Here is a 16301-nt window from a genome sequence, read left to right on the forward strand (position 1 = left end):
CCTGACCTTCGCTTTCGCGACAGCAAACCGATGAAAACCACCGCCGACATCCGCCAGGCCTTCCTCGACTTCTTCGCCGAGCGCGAGCACCGCGTGGTCGCCTCCAGTTCGCTGGTGCCGGCCAACGATCCGACCCTGCTGTTCACCAACGCCGGCATGAACCAGTTCAAGGACGTGTTCCTGGGCTCGGAAAAGCGCGCCTATACCCGCGCGGCTTCCTCGCAGCGCTGCGTGCGCGCCGGCGGCAAGCACAACGACCTGGAAAACGTTGGCTATACCGCCCGCCACCACACGTTTTTCGAGATGCTGGGCAATTTCAGCTTCGGCGACTACTTCAAAAAAGAGGCCATCGAGTTCGCCTGGGGTTTTCTGACCGGGACCTGCGGCCTGCCGCCCGAAAAGCTGTGGGTGACGGTTTATGCAGACGATGACGAGGCCGCAGAGATCTGGCTGAATCATATCGGCGTCGAGCCCGAGCGGCTGTCGCGCATCGGCGACAAGCCGGGCAAGCGCTACGAGAGCGACAACTTCTGGGCCATGGGCGAGACCGGACCGTGCGGTCCGTGCACCGAAATCTTCTACGACCACGGCCCCGAGATCCCCGGTGGCCCGCCCGGTACCCCGGAAGAGGACGGCGACCGCTACATCGAGGTCTGGAACCTGGTTTTCATGCAGTTCGACCGCTCGGCCGACGGGACCCTGCACCCGCTGCCGGCGCCCTGCGTGGACACCGGCATGGGCCTGGAGCGCCTGGCGGCCATTCTGCAGGGCGTGCACTCGAACTACCAGATCGATGTGTTCGAGCACCTGATCACAGCCGCCGCCCGCTTAACCGGGGCCACGGACCGCGATGCGCCCTCGCTGAAGGTCATCGCCGACCACATCCGCGCCTGCGCTTTTTTGATCGCCGACGGCGTGCTGCCGGCCAATGACGGCCGTGGCTACGTCCTGCGCCGGATCATCCGCCGGGCCATCCGCCACGGCTACAAGCTCGGCTGCGAGGACCTGTTTTTCTGCAAGATGGTTGGGCCACTGGCCGAAGTCATGGGCGAGGCCTACCCGGAACTGGCGCGCCAGCGTGACGACGTAGCCGCCGTGCTCGAGCGCGAGGAGCGGCGCTTCGGCGAGACCCTGGACCAGGGCATGAAGCTGCTCGAGCAGGCCATCGCGGGCCTGGAGGATGCGGTCATTCCCGGGTCGGTGGCGTTCAAGCTCTACGACACTTTCGGCTTCCCCATCGACCTGACCCGCGACATCGCCCGCGAGCGCGAGCTTGAAGTCGACGAGGCCGGCTTCGAGCAGGCCATGGAAGCCCAGCGCGAGCGCGCCCGCGCGGCCGGACAGTTCGGCGGTGGCGACGCCATGCCGGCCGATCTGGCCGCTGAGCTGCCGGCCACCGATTTTCTGGGCTACACGCAGCATTTCGCGGAGCGGGCCGAGCTTTTGGCAATTCTGGTCGACGGTCGTCCGGTCGAATGCCTGGAAGCAGGCCAGGAGGCGACCCTGATCCTCGATCGCACGCCGTTTTACGCCGAGTCCGGCGGCCAGGTCGGCGATACCGGTGTCCTGACGGCCGGGGGCTTGAGGTTTCGGGTCGCCGACACCCGCAAGCTGGCCGGCGTCTACCACGGGCACATCGGTCGCCTGGAGACCGGGGAGCTGGCCAGGGGCCAGGCGCTGGCGGCGCAGATCGACGCCGACCGCCGGGCCGACATCGTCCGCCACCACTCGGCCACTCATCTGATGCACTCGGCGCTCAGAACGGTGCTGGGCGAGCACGTCCAGCAGAAGGGCTCGCTGGTTGCACCCGATCGCCTGCGCTTCGATTTCTCGCACCACGAGCCGCTCAGCGATGAGCAGATCGCCGAGATTGAACGCATGGTCAACGCCCAGATCCAGGCCAACGCCGAGGCCGAAGAGCGGCAGATGGCCTACGACCAGGCGATCGCGGCCGGGGCGCTGGCGTTTTTCGGCGACAAGTACGGCGACGAGGTGCGGGTGCTGCGCTTCGGCGATTTCTCGACCGAGCTGTGCGGCGGCACCCACGTCGATCGCATGGGCGATATCGGCCTGTTCAAGATCATCGGCGAAACCGGCATCTCGGCCGGCGTGCGTCGAATCGAGGCGGTGGCCGGCCGGGTCGCAGTCGATTGGCTGCAGTCGCTGGACCGCTCCGTGCGCGAGGTCTCCGGCCGCCTCAAGGCCAGCCCGGAGCAGATGGCCGAGCGCATCGAACAGCTGCTGGATCGGTCGCGCCAGCTCGAAAAAGAGCTCGAGCGCCTCAAGGGCAAGCTGGCCTCGGCGGCCGGTTCCGATCTGGCCGGCCAGGCCGTCGACGTGGCTGGCGTCAAGCTCATCAGCGCCCACCTGGACGGGGCCGACCCCAACGGCCTGCGCGAGACCGTCGATCAGCTCAAGAACAAGCTCGGCTCGGGTGTGATCGTGCTTGGAACCGCCACGGATTCTGGCGTGCGCCTGGTGGCCGGCGTGACCCAGGACCTGACCGGCAAGGTCAAGGCCGGGGAGGTGGTCAATTTCGTCGCCGCCCAGGTCGGCGGCAAGGGCGGCGGTCGGCCCGATTTTGCCCAGGCCGGCGGCAGCGATGCTGCCGCGTTGCCCGATGCGCTGGCCTCGGTGCGCGGCTGGCTGCAGGAGCAGCTCTGAGCGCGGGCGACCTTGAAGCCTTGTTCGCTTTCGATCCCGGGCCTGTCCCGGTTATAATGGCGGGTCAGGTCGTTACTGGCCGGTGACCGCGTGTTTCGGAGAGGTGGCAGAGCGGTTGAATGCGGCGGTCTCGAAAACCGTTAAGGGTTTTATAGGCCCTTCGGGGGTTCGAATCCCCCCCTCTCCGCCATCACGTCAATAAATACAAAAGGTTGCAGTTAGTTTTAGGATTGTTCTACCTTCTGAGCTACCCTCCATGAAGGTGCCTAAACAGTAGCCATTCTGCTCGTTTCTTCGGTTGCTGTAGCTCAATCAGCTGGTCCAGCAGGCTGTCATCGCTCATTCCGTGCAGGTCGTCGGTGGTCAAGGCTCTGCCTCGGCATCACTTGCTGCCATGATTGCCCGAGGTGGCTGGCAGGGTTATCGGCAGACGGCGCGATTTAGTGTCGCGGAAGCCGCTCGGTTGGCCACGAAAGGCCCAGCGAATGGCTGGTTCTCCCGGGGGTAGTAGCTACGCTGCGGATTGGCCCGCCCGCAGCCTCGCAAGCAACGCCTCCTCCGCGGTCTCCTTGATCCGTTCCAGTTCGGTCAGTAGATCAATCAGCTCGTCTTCGCTCGGGTCGTGCAGGCTCCGGTCGGTCATGGAGCTCTCTCTGTGCTTGCGATGGCTCATGATCCCGCAAAACCCCGCAAAACCCCGCAAAACCCCGCAAATGGCGATCGGACCACGCCCCGGCGTGATGTAGGAAATTCGCGCGACCCGCTGTAGGAATTACCTCAGCGGTCAGTTCTTCCGGGCCACGCTGCGCTCTGCCAGACTGAAGCCGGGGTCCACGACTCGGATTGCGGTCAGGTCGAAAACGACAATCTCCCTACCGCTGAATGGGTGTTCCACGATCAAGCCATCGTGTCCGGCCTCGACCATCCTGCGCGTGAACTCAGCCGCCTCCGCTGCTGACGCTTCCTGTCCCGGCGTCTCTTCCGGGTCCATGACCGCCGGATTCCTCAGGGTGATCTCGGCCTTGATGACACGACCATCCTCGCCGGCGAAGGGTTCCGCCAGCCGGATGTCTTCCCAGAAGTAGATTCCACTGCCCGCAGCCGCCAGACCTGATGCGGAAGGGTGGTTATCCTCAAAGTCCACAAAGTCGGCTTTGGTGCCGTGATAGGCGGTGATGCTGATCATAGCCTCAGTCTACAGTCCGGCGAGACCGCACTGCGGGCAGAGGTCTGCTCGCAATCGTTCGTGCCCTGAAAGGGTCGAATTGGTCATGCGGTGACTAGCCTTTGCAGCACGCGTTTCAGGCGCTCACTGGTGCTCTCGCCAGCAGCGGACCATTCGACCGTCCGCTCATCCAGATACAGACGCCGGTTAACCTCGACCATCAGGGCGCTGACCCGCCCATCTCGGCGATAGCGCGACAGCGGCACCAGTGCTCCGCTGAAAGGCCGGTCGACGGCGACATTGAACCCCTCCCGCCGAAACGCAGTGATGGTGGCCTCCACCAATACAGCGGGTGTATGGAATTCGTCGGTGCCAAGGCAGATGTCGGGTCGGTCCGGGCTCTGGTCAGTCTCGTACGGCAGCGGTTGTGACGGGAAGCTGTGGCAGTCGATCAACAGGCACTGCCCGGTCCGGACGAGCGCCCTCTCGACTGCACCTTCGAGGCGTCGATGGTGTGGCCAATACCAGCGTTCCAGCAGGGCCTGACGCTCCCGCTCAGTGATGGGCCGCCGCAGCGGACGGCCCTCCGATGTGCGGTTGTAGATCACCCCCATGCCGCCGGCTGCCATGGGCTCATCACGGTCTTCCGGGAAGCGCTCGACATCGACCACCAGCCGGCTGACGGGTACCCGGATGACTCTTTCGTTCCCGAGGTCCAGACCGAACAGCTGCCCCGTGAAATGGTCGGTCATCCGCAGGACCTCCGTGGCCAGTTCCTGATCGCCCAGTACGAACTGACCCCGGACCTCCTCTGGAATGGCAGTGGCATCGTGCGGCAGGTGCCACACGATACCTTGAGGGGAGCGCGTCGGACCGTGCAGTCCCGGAGTTACAGCCAAAGGGTTCAAAGCCCGACTTCCAACTAGCTCTTCGGCTCGCTGTAGTAGGCTCTCGCCATCACCTCAAGCTCCAGCGGAAACATCTCATCGGCAATCTCCAGTGCGCCGAGGATTTGGCCATCTGTCACATTGCTCGGGCCCTCCATTGCCTTGATCGCTCGGAACAGGGCGGTCATGAAGGCATCCTGACGCGGCTTGCAGTTGGCGAACGTCCCCAGAACCTCCGGCCCCAAGACGCTTCTTGCTCGGGCGAAGAGGTCATCCAGTTGTGTCTGATCGTAGGTCATGGGCGCATCCTCCGCATCACTGCTCCTCGTTGGGACTGCCGTCCGCGTCCTGAGGGCCCGCGTGGTCGCCTTTGCCTGTCAGTCTTGAGTCCGAGTCTGTCGAATGATCGGACTGCGGCGGATTTGCCGGCTCCTCGGGTGGCCTGATGGCTAAATCCGGTCGTTTGAAGCCGAAAATGATTCGGCCACCGTAGAACGGATGATCCTCGCTCAAGGGTTGATTCAGTCTCAAAACCATGGGTGTCGTCTCCTTGAGTAGCAACTGCGGAACTTGCTGGATTGTCGATGGATCGATTCATTCGTCGTCCTCCAGCACCAGTGCTTCGGGTGCTCCGTCGGTTAGTTTCCGGCCTTCAGGCCACACTCGGCGACCAATCTCCCGCATCTCAGCCGGCGTTACGAAGCCGTCGTCGGCGATCCAGTGGTAGCGGTCCAGATAGTCGACCTCTTTTCCCTCGATCAGGGCCGCGGTAAGCAGGTGGATGGCGGCAGTGCGCTCGTCCAGCCCCTCCTGCCGGCATCCAGCAGACAGAACCCACGGGTGATCATCGTTCTCCACAAAGTCCACGAAATAGGACCACAGCAGCCAGTAGCCGCTGTTGTGCCGTTCGAGGCTGAAACCCTGTAGGCGGTTGTGCATCGGGCTCCATGCCCACTCCAGCGCGACCAGAAAGGTTTCCCTGACCGGCGTGTCTTCATCGATCGGCAAGTCTGCCAACTCCCGCCAGTCGGTGACGATCTCTAGCCCAGCCGGGGCTGGGGGCAGGGTCACGACCTCAACGATCCGCTGCTGGGGCAGCTGCTCGGGGCTCATAGGGACGGTGAATGGTTTATTCATGGTGATTTCCTCGTTCAAAAGGCCCTCTTTAGCGGTATGCATTTAACGTCCCCCGCAAGCTGGGGCAAATCGGGACGCGGCCCAGAATTGGCCGTTTTTTGCTATTCCGCGGATGCTCGCCAGCGCTTGGGTGGGAAGCTGTCGGTCTCAATCGCGTGGAACCGGATGCCGGGGCTGTTCTCCCACGGGCCACCCGTCCAGTCCGCGATGCTGATGCGATCGACGGGTATTCCTCGGGAGATCAGCTGATCCACCTCCTCGCGAAGCTCACCACCGCTCATGGCGGACAGACGGACCAGTTGGTCGTCGGTGCGGTGGCGGGGGAAATCATCGGAGAAGGCGGTCAGACCGCCGGGGTAGTGCTCTTCAAGATTGGATTTCAGCACGAACGCGCTGAGGAAGGCTACATCGATGGTCATGGTCATTTCCTATGTCGGAAACGCCCTGTTTAGCGGTATTCATTTAACGTCCCCCGCAAGTCGGGCTAAAGCGGGACGGGTCCAGCCAGCGCAGCCATTGAGGGGAAACCATCTGCCCGGGGTGGGCGAGTGCCTTCCGCTTTAGCTGAATTTATCGAGCGCCCGCAAGCTGGAGTGATTCAAATCGGCGCACGTGACGTAGTGTACGCCATTCGTTATCGCCGTTGCACCCCTAGGATCAAAACGTAATCATAAATCAATGACCGACCAATTATTTGATTGGCGAAGCTCACGAATGTTAATTGCAGACACAATTTCAATTTGACCTGAGTCAAGCCTTTCAGCATCGCTATATGATGAAATTGACACAGGCGCTGGTTTGATGCACGAACAGAGGTCCCCGCGGAGCAGCTTAAGAGCAATTTTTAAGCAAAATGCTCCTGAAACGCATAATTAAGAAGCGGTTAAGCTGCCTAACTATCTGTCGATCGTCAACTGCTTATGACGACGCCAAGGCGAGTTGCTCGATACTTCAGTGTCCTATGCACAAAACTCGATGTATAGATTGGCAGTGAAAAACTCATAATCAGCTTTCATAATTCTGTTGGTTCTTGATTAAGGTTTATCTAATGAATAAGATTGTGACAGATTGTAATAGCAATAAAGCTACTAAATTTCTCTACCAGATTCTGGCTGCCTGCCTTCTGCTCGGCGGTATTGGCTCTGTGGCTCTCGCCTCACAACCAAGAGGGTCGGCTGAATATTGGCAGATGCGCCTCCAGCGCGCTGAAAACTTCTTTGAAGATGGTGATTATAGAAAAGCTCTTGAGTTATATAAGGAAGTCGCCGAGTCAACTGCTTCTGCCCATGCGCAATTTCAGGTTGGCTGGATTCATCATAACGGTTTGGGTGTTGCGGAGAGCTGCATGGAGGCGGCGAGATGGTACACATTTTCTGCCAGTAATGGGCTTGCCGTAGCCGCTAATAACCTATTTGGAATTTATTTAGAAGGATGCGATGGAATAAACCCGAATGAGGCGCAAGCAATACGATATTTAAAACAGGCGGCCGATCTAGGAAGTGCTCGAGCTCAAGCCAATCTAGCTGAACTTTATAGGGTAGGTCACATTGTAGAAAAGAACCCATTCGCAGCTTATGAACTTGCAAGAAAATCAGTCGAGCAGGCTGATATCAAGGGCATGGTTACCCTTGCTGAATTTTATCGCAAAGGGGTAGGGGTTCCGCCTGATCCCGACAGAGCATTTAATTTGCTCCAAAGAGCAGCATCAATGGAAGTGAAGCAATGGGATCGATCCAATCGACAAGTAGCTCAATATGATCTTGCAATGATGTTTGATCTTGGTGATGAGATTCCGCAGAACCCTCAACAGGCCTTCTTATGGTATTCAATGGCGGTAAGTGGCCCTTTAGAACTGTATGCCGAAGAAGCTCGAAAAAGAATGCAAGAGTTGGAAGGCGAATTAACACAGGCAGAGATTGCACAAGCGCGCGACCAGATAAGGCTGGGCCAGAGAGCAACACTTATTGCTACAGACGAGCAACTGTACGAAGTTCTTGATTCCCACATCGATGATGGTCGAGAAAAAGCAGCAGTTTCTTTGGCTCGTGATCTTGCGCAAAAAGCTGATGCGTATGGAGAGTATAGGCTCGGTAGGATGTACCTTGATTCTTACGGAGAGCTCGACCGCAATCTTGATGAGGCTTATATCCTATTCCTCCGGTCTTGCAAGCAGGGTTATTGGGCGTCATGTTCATTTCAAGTTGAAACATTAATTCAGCAAGGCAGGAGGGAAGAGGCTGTCGATCTTCTAGGGCGTGTCTATGAGAAAATGCCAGATTCTGACAATGCCCGGTTGACCATCGCAAACCCGTTTTATTTGTTGGGTGATGTTGATACTGCTGAGCGTTTGGTTCGAGAAGTTTTGGTCTCCGATCCCATAAATGAAACCGCAAAGCTCTATCTACAACAGATTAAGAGCGAGACACGTTGAATAGTAGTAAGGTTCCGCTATATGCGCATTTGTTTTAAAGTTAATTGTTGTAAAGATAGAGCGAGGTTGGCCTTTCTCAAAGTTTGAGAATCGTGCATGACACTCTTTCCTCATCGACAGTCATCTGATCCAGATCAAACGATGCTGAGTCAACACCGGTAGACTGGTATCGGGGCTGCATTGCCTAGTCGCTATTTGACGAATCACTCCCGTGGTGATCGTTGAGCGAAAGGCCAGCGTAATGGCACTTCCGGCAATGCACTGAGAATCGATTGGGTGATGTCAGCTGACATGCCCGATTCGCTTGACGGGAGGTGGCAATGAGGGCGCAGCAGGGGACGATTCCGTTTTTCGAGCAGATCACTGGATTTGCTCCCTACCCGTGGCAGCGCAGATGCTTCCATCAAGTGCTCGCCGGCCAGACGCCAGCGGCGCTGACCCTGCCGACCGGTACTGGCAAGACCTCATTCGTGTTGCTGTACCTGCTGGCCCTTGCTCAGGGAGCTGCTCTGCCTCGACGGCTGGTGTACGTGGTGGATCGGCGTGCCATCGTTGACCAGACTGGGGCTCAGGTGCTCGATTGGATCGGATCACTCTCCAAGATTGAAGAAATTGCGGAACCCCTGAAGGCGATGGCGGCGTTCACCGGCATCGATGCGCCAGTGATCGAGACAGGGATACTCCGTGGCGGTTTGGCTGATACCGGGGAATGGCGGCTGGACCCGGCCAAACCCGCCGTGGTTATCGGCACCGTCGACATCGTCGGATCGAAACTACTATTCCGGGGCTATGGTGATGGTCGAAGCCGGAGGCCGTTGCATGCCGGCTTACTGGGTTTCGATGCAACGGTTGTTCTGGATGAGTCGCACCTGAGCGCCGCCTTCTGCGCCACCCTTTCCGCCCTTTCCCGGTTGAGCCAAACCCGTTTCGGAACATCGTTCCGGGCCGTGGCCATGTCGGCCACCCCGAATCAGGGTTCGGGCGAGTGTCTGCAGGAGGAGGACGCACAGTATCCGTCTCTGGGCCAGCGCATTCAGGCTTGCAAGACTTCATTGGTCCATGAAACCTCGTCTCCTGCCGAACGCCGCCAGAAAATGCTCGACCTTGCACTGGGCTACCGCTCCGGCTCGGTCCTGATCTTCCTTCGATCCGCACAGGAGGCACAGCGGTTTTCCCGCGACCTCGCACGGGCTTTGGGCGATGACGGTGAGGGTAGGGTCGGATTACTCACCGGAACCCTGCGCGGCGCCGAACGCCAGATGCTGACCGAGTCAGCGCTGTGGTCATGTTTTTCTGGTGCGAGCCCTGCAGACAGCGGCAGTATTTTCCTCGTTGCCACGGCTGCCGGTGAGGTGGGAATTGATCTTGATGCGGACCACTCCATCATGGACTTGGCCGCCATGGATTCAGTCATCCAGCGAATCGGTCGGGTCAATCGCAGTGGTCGACAGCCCCAGAGTGATGTCCACATCGTCTACAGCAGCAAGGACGTCGAGAACGACCCCAAGAAGGATGACTGGCGACATCGCTATGCCCGGTCGGCCCAGTGCAGCCTGCAGATTCTCAGCCAGATGGAATCCCTGTCTCCCATGGCGGTACAGGCGCTTGACCCAGAGCGTTGGGCAGAGGCTGCAACACCCGGGGCGAGGGCGGCACCGCCTGATCTAGGCAGGGTGGAGTTACTGGCGGCGACCAGCGCAGGGCTGGAGATCCCGCCGGTCGGAGTTCATTTGCGCGGCATCAGCGACGAGCCGGATTATGCCGAAACCCAAGTGCTCTGGCGCCACGATGTGCCCTTGCTGCTGTCTGTCGGCCTTGATGCTGCCCGGGACGCACTGGCTATGCATCGCCCGCGCCCGCAGGAGATTCTGAAGGTCCCGTCCAGATTCGCAGCGGCTGAGCTTGATGCGATCGCCAAGCGCTTGGGTGAGTTTCAATGCCTTGTGGTGTCTCCGTCCGGAGAGCTTGCGGAGATCACAGTCAGCCCGGACGACCGACAGTTGCAGCGCAGTCTCGCTTTTGCCACGGTGATCTTGCCGGTAGCCGTGGGTGGTCTGTCTCCGATGGGGTTTCTGGACGGCAAGTCTGCTGACAAGCCCGTTGAGGACTTGGCGGATGATGACGAGAACGTCCGCTTCATCGAGTCCGCTGCGGGGCTGCCGGATCGGCCCGTTCCTGAGTGGGTGGCTCACGCCGTGGTGTGGCGGATTTCACTGCTTGATGGCGATGAAGATGAGGTCTCGCGCTGGCTGGTCTACGCCCGGCGCCGCTTAGGCGATTTGTCACTGGATGCCGACAGCGATCTCTCACGGCTGGCCCGAAGCGTTCAGGGCCTTGATGAGCACAATGAGCGCGTTGGTCAGGCAGCTAGGCGTCTCGGTAAGGCCCTTGGGTTGGACACCCAGATCATTGAGGCGCTCGGAACCGCCGCTGGGCTGCACGACGAAGGTAAGGCCCGGAAGGTCTGGCAGCGAGCCGCGGGCAATACCACGGAACGCTCCATTGCCAAGAGTCGGCGAGGACGCTTTCGTCCGGCACTTCTTGGGGGTTTTCGACATGAGTTTGGGTCGCTCGCAACCGCTGACCGTCAGCTTCCGATCGATCCATCAGACAACTCTGTCCGAGACCTGACGCTGCATCTGATTGCTGCCCACCACGGCCATGCTCGGCCCGGGTTCCCGAACCAGCGTCAGTGGGACCGCGAGTTACCGGACGATCAGTGTCGTCAGTTGGCCATAGACACCGAGGAGCGATTCATTCGCCTGCAGGAGCACTATGGTCCATGGGTGCTGGCATGGCTGGAGTCTCTGCTCAAGGCGGCAGACGCATGGGTGTCCAGTGGCCGCGACGAGGGGGAGCATGGTCATGGACGTTGAACGATTCTCCATTGATCCCTGCAACCCCGGCGAGGTGCTGGCCTGCGCAGGCCTCGCGGCATTGGTCGCCAGAAGTGACCCCGGCGCCACTACCCGATTCAAGCGCAGCGGACGGAGTTGGGTCTTCGAGGTGGCCTTCCCGGAACAGAGGATTGCCTCCCTGTCGGACCTTGAGGCCGGCGACGATGAATCCCTCCTGCTCGGCGACATCCGCCTCGATTGGTGGCAGCGAGGCTACGGCCTCAACCAGCCGTTCAAGTTCTGGGCGGGGCAGCAGACGGCCAAGTCAGTGCTGACCAACCTCCTAACGGCGGCCCGAGACGGGCATCCGCGTGACTGGCTGGATTTTCAAGCACCAACCACCGGACGATTAGGTGTTGACCCGCAAGGCAGCTGGAATGCGCTGGAGCTGGGCTGGTCGCCGAATGAACATCAAGACATCCAGTACCTGTGCCGGCCCTTCGTCGAGCTGCTGGCCTTTATCGGGCTGCAGCACTTTCCGGTCCAAGGTCGGCGGGACACCGGCTTCCGCTACAGCCTCTGGCCTGATGTGCCTCTGCAACTGGCCGTGCTGGCTTTTGCGGGCTCATCCATCCACAGCCTTGGGTGCTGGCAGACCCAGATTGGCAGTGCCGGCAGCAACAAGATTCTGAAAACCGCCCTTCCGATTGGAGAAGACCATGAACGACATTAATCACCTGATTCAAGACCGCAACGCCGTGGCTATCTCGGTCTCGCAGAAGCTTGAGCCGATGGAGGGCAGGCAGTCGCCGATCTATCCGTCAACCTATCCCGCTGCAGAGAAACAGGGGCACCGGTTTGAGACCCCGTACAACATCAATCAGCTCAAGGACGGTCGGATGGTGGCCACGCTGGATTCCATTCAGAGTCAGGCCAATCGCATGGAGGCCGCGTTCGTCGAAGAATTGGCGCACGCGGTGCCGAATGTGACTGTGGCCGCCGGCGACCGGGTGGTGATGCTCACGGAACTGCCGCATCGTCTCGCCGATGCCGTGATTCGGGCCTCTGAGCTACATGATGCGATCCGCGATGCCTTCGAGGCCTATGATGCGGGTGATCCCTCACTGATCGCCAAGCTCGGCCCGACCTCGCTGGTCTACGGTGCATGGGACAGTCGTGACACCCGGGTCAAAATCCCCCGGCTGATCCGCAGTGAGATTCATGCGTGGGATGTGGATGTCTTTACCCGCTCAGCACAGTTTTCTGGCACCTTTTCCCGCGAAGAACTGGGTTTCACGGAGCAGGAGTGGAAGAAGGGCGCTGATATCGGGTTTGCCCCGACCCCCTCCGTGGATGCCCACGGCGGCGTGATGGTGAATGGTGACATCCAGCAGCTGGCCACGCTACATCTTGGGCAATGTCGCGCACTCGAACGAGCGACGCCGGGGCTTGGCACCTATGTTCTCGGGCTGGCGCTAGCGGGGCTTTGGACTGGCGGGCGCGAGTACACCCTGCGAACCGGCTGCTGGCTTGTTCCTGAGGGCACGCCAGAGGTCACGATCGTTGACCGGCTGGGACAGCGTACTGCGCTCGAATTGACCCCAGAAGCGGTTCTCGCCTTTCTCGATGGTCCTGCCCTGACCGCAGCCCGGCAGCTTGATGTTCCGCTGGAAGACGCACAGGCCATTGCCGCGAACTTTGACATCAAGGCCGGCAGGGCGCTGCTGAAGACCAAGGGCGAGACGTGACATGCCCGCCCTAGAACTCACCATCCGCTGGCTGGCCTCGGATGTGGGTGTGGCTGGCTACCATGGCGAGGACTGGCCACCATCGCCCTCAAGGGTCTTTCGGGCCCTTCTGGCCGGGTGTTGCAGACCGGGTGGTGCAGGTGAGCGCGGGATCGAAGCGCTAAGGCGGCTGGAAGCGGTGGCGCCACCGACCATCATCGGGCCTATGCCAGAGCGACTAGAACCCGTGGCATCGGCGGTTCCCAACAACGATGGCGACAAAAGCTTCAAGTTTCATCAGAAAGGTTTGGCCGCCAATGCCCGAAAAACCACCAGCAAGCTCAAGACCATACGGGCCCGACGCGGTTGGTCTGTGCAGGCCCCGGTTCACTACCGCTGGGAGTTTCTTGAGCCGGACCCCGATCCTGAGGCCTTTGAGCAGTTGGCCGAGGGCTTGACCATTCTGGGGCAGGGAACCGACCTTGTTGTCGCAACAGCAAAGTGGCTTTCTGAACCGGCTCGATCTGCCGGCCACACGTGGGTTCCTGATGAGGGTGGAGGTGACGAACTGCTCCCCGTGCCTTCTGCAGGTGAGATCGATCGGCTGACCACCAAATATCGACAGGACCGCAGCCGGGTTGCTGGGGTTCATGTTGGCAGTGCCCGGGAACTACCGCCCGTCATGGCCTCTTATCGTGATCCACTCTCACCGCCGGCCAGCCGCTGGCAGGGATTTGCTCTGCGCACCCTTGATGATCGCTCTGCACTGGCTTTCGAGGGCGATCAGGTGATGCGGGTGGCCGGAATGGTTCGCCATTCGATCGGAAACGCTGCGAAGCAGGCCGGGCTTGATCAGGACACTATCACCGAGATCATGGGGCACGGCGGAGCAGGGCGGTTTGGTGTTCTGCCCATCCCCAACGTCGGGCATGCATGGGCCGACGGATATATCCGCCGGGTCATGGTGCATGCGCCGAGGCAGGTTCCTGAGGCGTTATGGATACGCATCGTCAGTCGGCTGACCGCATCAGAACTGATCGACGAGAAAAGCCGAGAGGTCAGGGGCATGCTGGTGCCCATTGCCCGTGGCGATGATGATCGGCTGCTGTGGAGAGTGACAGATCGAGCGACCACATGGACCTCAGCGACAGCCGTGGTCCTGCCCGGGTTCGATCAGCGCCGCGGCAAGCCAAGACCGGAGAAGGTGGTCAAGCGATTGCTCAGCAAGGCCCGAATCCCAGTTGCTGCGGTTAGAAGGGTTGAGTTTCATCCTGCGCCGATACTGCCGAGCGTCACGCCCGCGGGCAGTGTGCTGGTGCCCCGGTATCTGAAAGGCTACCCAAGGAAGTTCATCACCATCGAGTTCCATCGGCCTGTTGCTGGACCGCTGGTATTGGGCGCCGGTGCAGGGGCTGGGCTGGGTTTGATGGTCCAAGTGCCGATTGGCGGTGGCAGGAAGCGTTAGATAGCGTCTTGGGGCTGAAGCGGTAAGTCTCAGCGAAGGTGCTGCCGCGGAAAGAGCTGGCCGAAAGGGCCTGCCTCGGATGCTGCCGGTAGGATGCGAGCGGTGCAGTGCCGCCCAAAACCCCCGCAGCGCTCGAATCGCGGTATGTTCATTAAAAATAGGAAGATAGAATCGCAAGGTCGGGGCATCCGTCTGACCCAGCAGTTTGGTTTGACGAAATCTGTTCAGCGCTCGAAAATAGGATCGCTGGGCCAATAGTTTTCGGCCCTGCAGAGGCGGCCCTAATCCCCGGCTTTTTGCCGGGGCCTCATTGAAGTCTGTGCGAGCGTCAGTCTGATCTGTATCTTGAAGATCTAATCCCCGGCTTTTTGCCGGGGCCTCATTGAAGTAAGTCAGGCAGGGTTTCACGCACACCGACCAGCGGGAACCTAATCCCCGGCTTTTTGCCGGGGCCTCATTGAAGTTCGTCGATCCGTGCTCGCCGCTGCAATTCGCGCTCGAACTAATTCCCGGCTTTTTGCCGGGGCCTCATTGAAGCACCATGTCGTGTTCTGGCGACCAGCCTTGCCGAGCCTCTAATCCCCGGCGTTTCGCCGGGGCCTCATTGAAGTGATGACTATCAAGCCATCGCGGTTCACTCGGTTGTGTACCTAATCCCCGGCTTTTTGCCGGGGCCTCATTCCGAAACCCGAGTTGCACACTCGGTCTACCCTGCTTCCTGCTTCACCCGCTGGACAGTCGATGGTGCTGCTCCAGCCAGTCTCGCCGTCTCCCTAACGCTGCAACCTTTAGCCAGCAGCTGCCTGATCTTGTCGTGCTTCTCTTGATCCACCGGCCGGCCCTTGTAGACGCCGCGATTCTTAGCGTTCGCGATCCCCTGAGCCTGCCGCTCCCGGCGTTGTTCGTAGTCCTTCCGAGCGATCGCGGCGAGCATGTCGAGCATCATCCCGTTGACGGCGTCCAGCATCTGGGTGGTGAAGTCATCTCCATCAGATTCCGCGAGCGCCTTGTGGCTGGTCGGCAGGTCCAGAGCGACCACGCGCAGGTCTCTACCTTCGATCTCGGCCCGCAGCTTGGTCCACTCTTTTCGAGGGAGGCGGCTGAGACGGTCTATGGACTCCAGCAGCAGGATGTCGCCTTGTTTTGCATCAGCCAGTAGCCTACGCAACTCCGAGCGCTCTGCTGTCGCCCCAGACGCGTTCTCGACGTAGGAGGCGGCGATCTTGTGACCGTGGCCGGCAATGAACTGCTCCAGACTCTCCCGGGCGCGGTTCGCGTCCTGATCTGCCGTGCTGGCGCGGAGGTAGGCTCGAATGAACATGATGGACTCCCTGTGCCGATTTGAATGTGCCGATAGCTACTGTACCGCTGTGGGCCTGAAAAAGCAATTATCGATACGGGCAAACAGGGGGTCTGAGGCGTACCGGCTCAGGTATACCCAAATGAGCATTAACGATGGTTGAGTTGTTTGGTCTGTCTAGAATCCGATTGGATGCCGAAGCATGGTTCCACTTTCGCCAGCACGAGAGATCGCTTGGAATTTTGATCGCTGCTCGACGACGCAATTTGAAAAGAACCCAATTTCGGTCTGATAATTTGCTTGCTCGTTTACTGCTTTCAGGTGAGTTAGTCTGTTTATCCCAGAAAAGATTTATCGATCTGCTTTTTTCTTAAGGTCGACCCTGATTTGCGAGTCCCCAGCGCTGATCTCAAAACTGTCCGAGAACAATACATCCTGTCCAGTGTCGCTAGACGACCTAGTCGCCCAGAAGCCACCAGTCAATTCCCAAGCAGCGCCCGTGGCTGCACCCGCAGATGTGGCACTCCACTGACCCAACGTCCCTGACACTTCCCAGTCAGAGTTGCCTGTTGGGTCCGACAGTAACAGACTGCCACCGTTGCTAATCGTGTGCCATTGGAGCTCGGCAGCACCGACATCTGTAAAAGATGCCAAGGAAAGGAGGCAAAAAAGCGAACAGAGTGAAAAA

At 59.8% G+C, this 16301-nt stretch carries 13 protein-coding genes, 1 tRNA gene and 1 riboswitch; of the genes, 7 read left to right on the plus strand and 7 right to left on the minus strand.

Translation table 11 applies throughout. From position 1 onward, the window contains the following. The first annotated feature begins 30 nt into the window (after positions 1-30). Together alaS and G3I74_RS14640 are read left to right on the plus strand one after the other, a co-directional pair. The gene (gene alaS / locus G3I74_RS14635; protein ID WP_164212342.1) at positions 31-2664 is read left to right on the plus strand and encodes an alanine--tRNA ligase; all 2634 of its coding nucleotides are present in this window, start codon (positions 31-33) and stop codon (positions 2662-2664) included. Positions 2665-2761: 97 nt separating this feature from the next. After that, a tRNA-Ser gene (locus G3I74_RS14640) sits at positions 2762-2854 on the plus strand. 321 nt (positions 2855-3175) lie between these two features. On the opposite strand, the gene G3I74_RS16135 is transcribed toward G3I74_RS14640, so the two are convergent. The 6 genes from G3I74_RS16135 to G3I74_RS14665 all read right to left on the minus strand — a co-directional run bounded on the left by G3I74_RS16135 (position 3176) and on the right by G3I74_RS14665 (position 6278). Then, on the minus strand, positions 3176-3307 hold the full coding sequence (locus tag G3I74_RS16135; RefSeq protein WP_275401561.1) for a hypothetical protein: 132 nt from the start codon (positions 3305-3307) through the stop codon (positions 3176-3178). Positions 3308-3448: 141 nt separating this feature from the next. After that, complete coding sequence (locus G3I74_RS14645) at positions 3449-3850, minus strand: ADP-ribosyltransferase-containing protein (protein WP_164212343.1); 402 nt, start codon at positions 3848-3850, stop codon at positions 3449-3451. An 83-nt stretch (positions 3851-3933) separates the two neighbouring features. Then, positions 3934-4677 carry an N-formylglutamate amidohydrolase gene (locus G3I74_RS14650; protein WP_203594786.1) on the minus strand — a complete coding sequence of 248 codons (744 nt, stop codon included), beginning with the start codon at positions 4675-4677 and terminating at the stop codon, positions 3934-3936. 74 nt (positions 4678-4751) lie between these two features. Continuing rightward, complete coding sequence (locus G3I74_RS14655; protein ID WP_164212345.1) at positions 4752-5015, minus strand: hypothetical protein; 264 nt, start codon at positions 5013-5015, stop codon at positions 4752-4754. Positions 5016-5310: 295 nt separating this feature from the next. Next, a complete protein-coding gene (locus G3I74_RS14660; RefSeq protein WP_164212346.1) occupies positions 5311-5871 on the minus strand; it encodes a hypothetical protein in 561 nt (186 codons plus the stop codon). Then, a riboswitch (SAM riboswitch) is annotated at positions 5861-5939 on the minus strand. It overlaps the preceding gene by 11 nt. A 15-nt stretch (positions 5940-5954) precedes the next feature. Next, the gene (locus tag G3I74_RS14665; protein ID WP_203594787.1) at positions 5955-6278 is read right to left on the minus strand and encodes a hypothetical protein; all 324 of its coding nucleotides are present in this window, start codon (positions 6276-6278) and stop codon (positions 5955-5957) included. A 623-nt stretch (positions 6279-6901) separates the two neighbouring features. Between G3I74_RS14665 and G3I74_RS14670 the strand changes: the two genes are divergently transcribed. From G3I74_RS14670 to csb2, 5 genes are all read left to right on the plus strand, one after another. Then, entirely contained in the window at positions 6902-8284 is a 1383-nt protein-coding gene (locus G3I74_RS14670; protein WP_164212348.1) for a tetratricopeptide repeat protein, read from the plus strand. A 320-nt stretch (positions 8285-8604) separates the two neighbouring features. After that, a complete protein-coding gene (gene cas3g, locus G3I74_RS14675) occupies positions 8605-11160 on the plus strand; it encodes a type I-G CRISPR-associated helicase/endonuclease Cas3g (protein WP_164212349.1) in 2556 nt (851 codons plus the stop codon). After that, positions 11150-11854, plus strand: coding sequence for a hypothetical protein (locus tag G3I74_RS14680; protein ID WP_164212350.1), 705 nt, complete (start codon positions 11150-11152; stop codon positions 11852-11854). Before cas3g ends, G3I74_RS14680 begins: the two co-directional genes overlap by 11 nt. Then, entirely contained in the window at positions 11841-12869 is a 1029-nt protein-coding gene (cas7g, locus tag G3I74_RS14685; protein WP_164212351.1) for a type I-G CRISPR-associated RAMP protein Csb1/Cas7g, read from the plus strand. Before G3I74_RS14680 ends, cas7g begins: the two co-directional genes overlap by 14 nt. 1 nt (position 12870) lies before the next feature. Next, positions 12871-14313 (plus strand): type I-G CRISPR-associated protein Csb2, encoded by a 1443-nt coding sequence (gene csb2 / locus G3I74_RS14690; RefSeq protein ID WP_164212352.1) that lies wholly within the window; start codon positions 12871-12873, stop codon positions 14311-14313. A gap of 706 nt (positions 14314-15019) precedes the next feature. On the opposite strand, the gene G3I74_RS14695 is transcribed toward csb2, so the two are convergent. Continuing rightward, positions 15020-15634: a recombinase family protein gene (locus G3I74_RS14695; RefSeq protein ID WP_164212353.1), complete on the minus strand. Its 615-nt coding sequence runs from the start codon at positions 15632-15634 to the stop codon at positions 15020-15022. Positions 15635-16301 lie beyond the last annotated feature (667 nt).

The sequence above is a fragment of the Wenzhouxiangella limi genome (assembly GCF_010499265.1).
Classification (GTDB): domain Bacteria; phylum Pseudomonadota; class Gammaproteobacteria; order Xanthomonadales; family Wenzhouxiangellaceae; genus Wenzhouxiangella; species Wenzhouxiangella limi.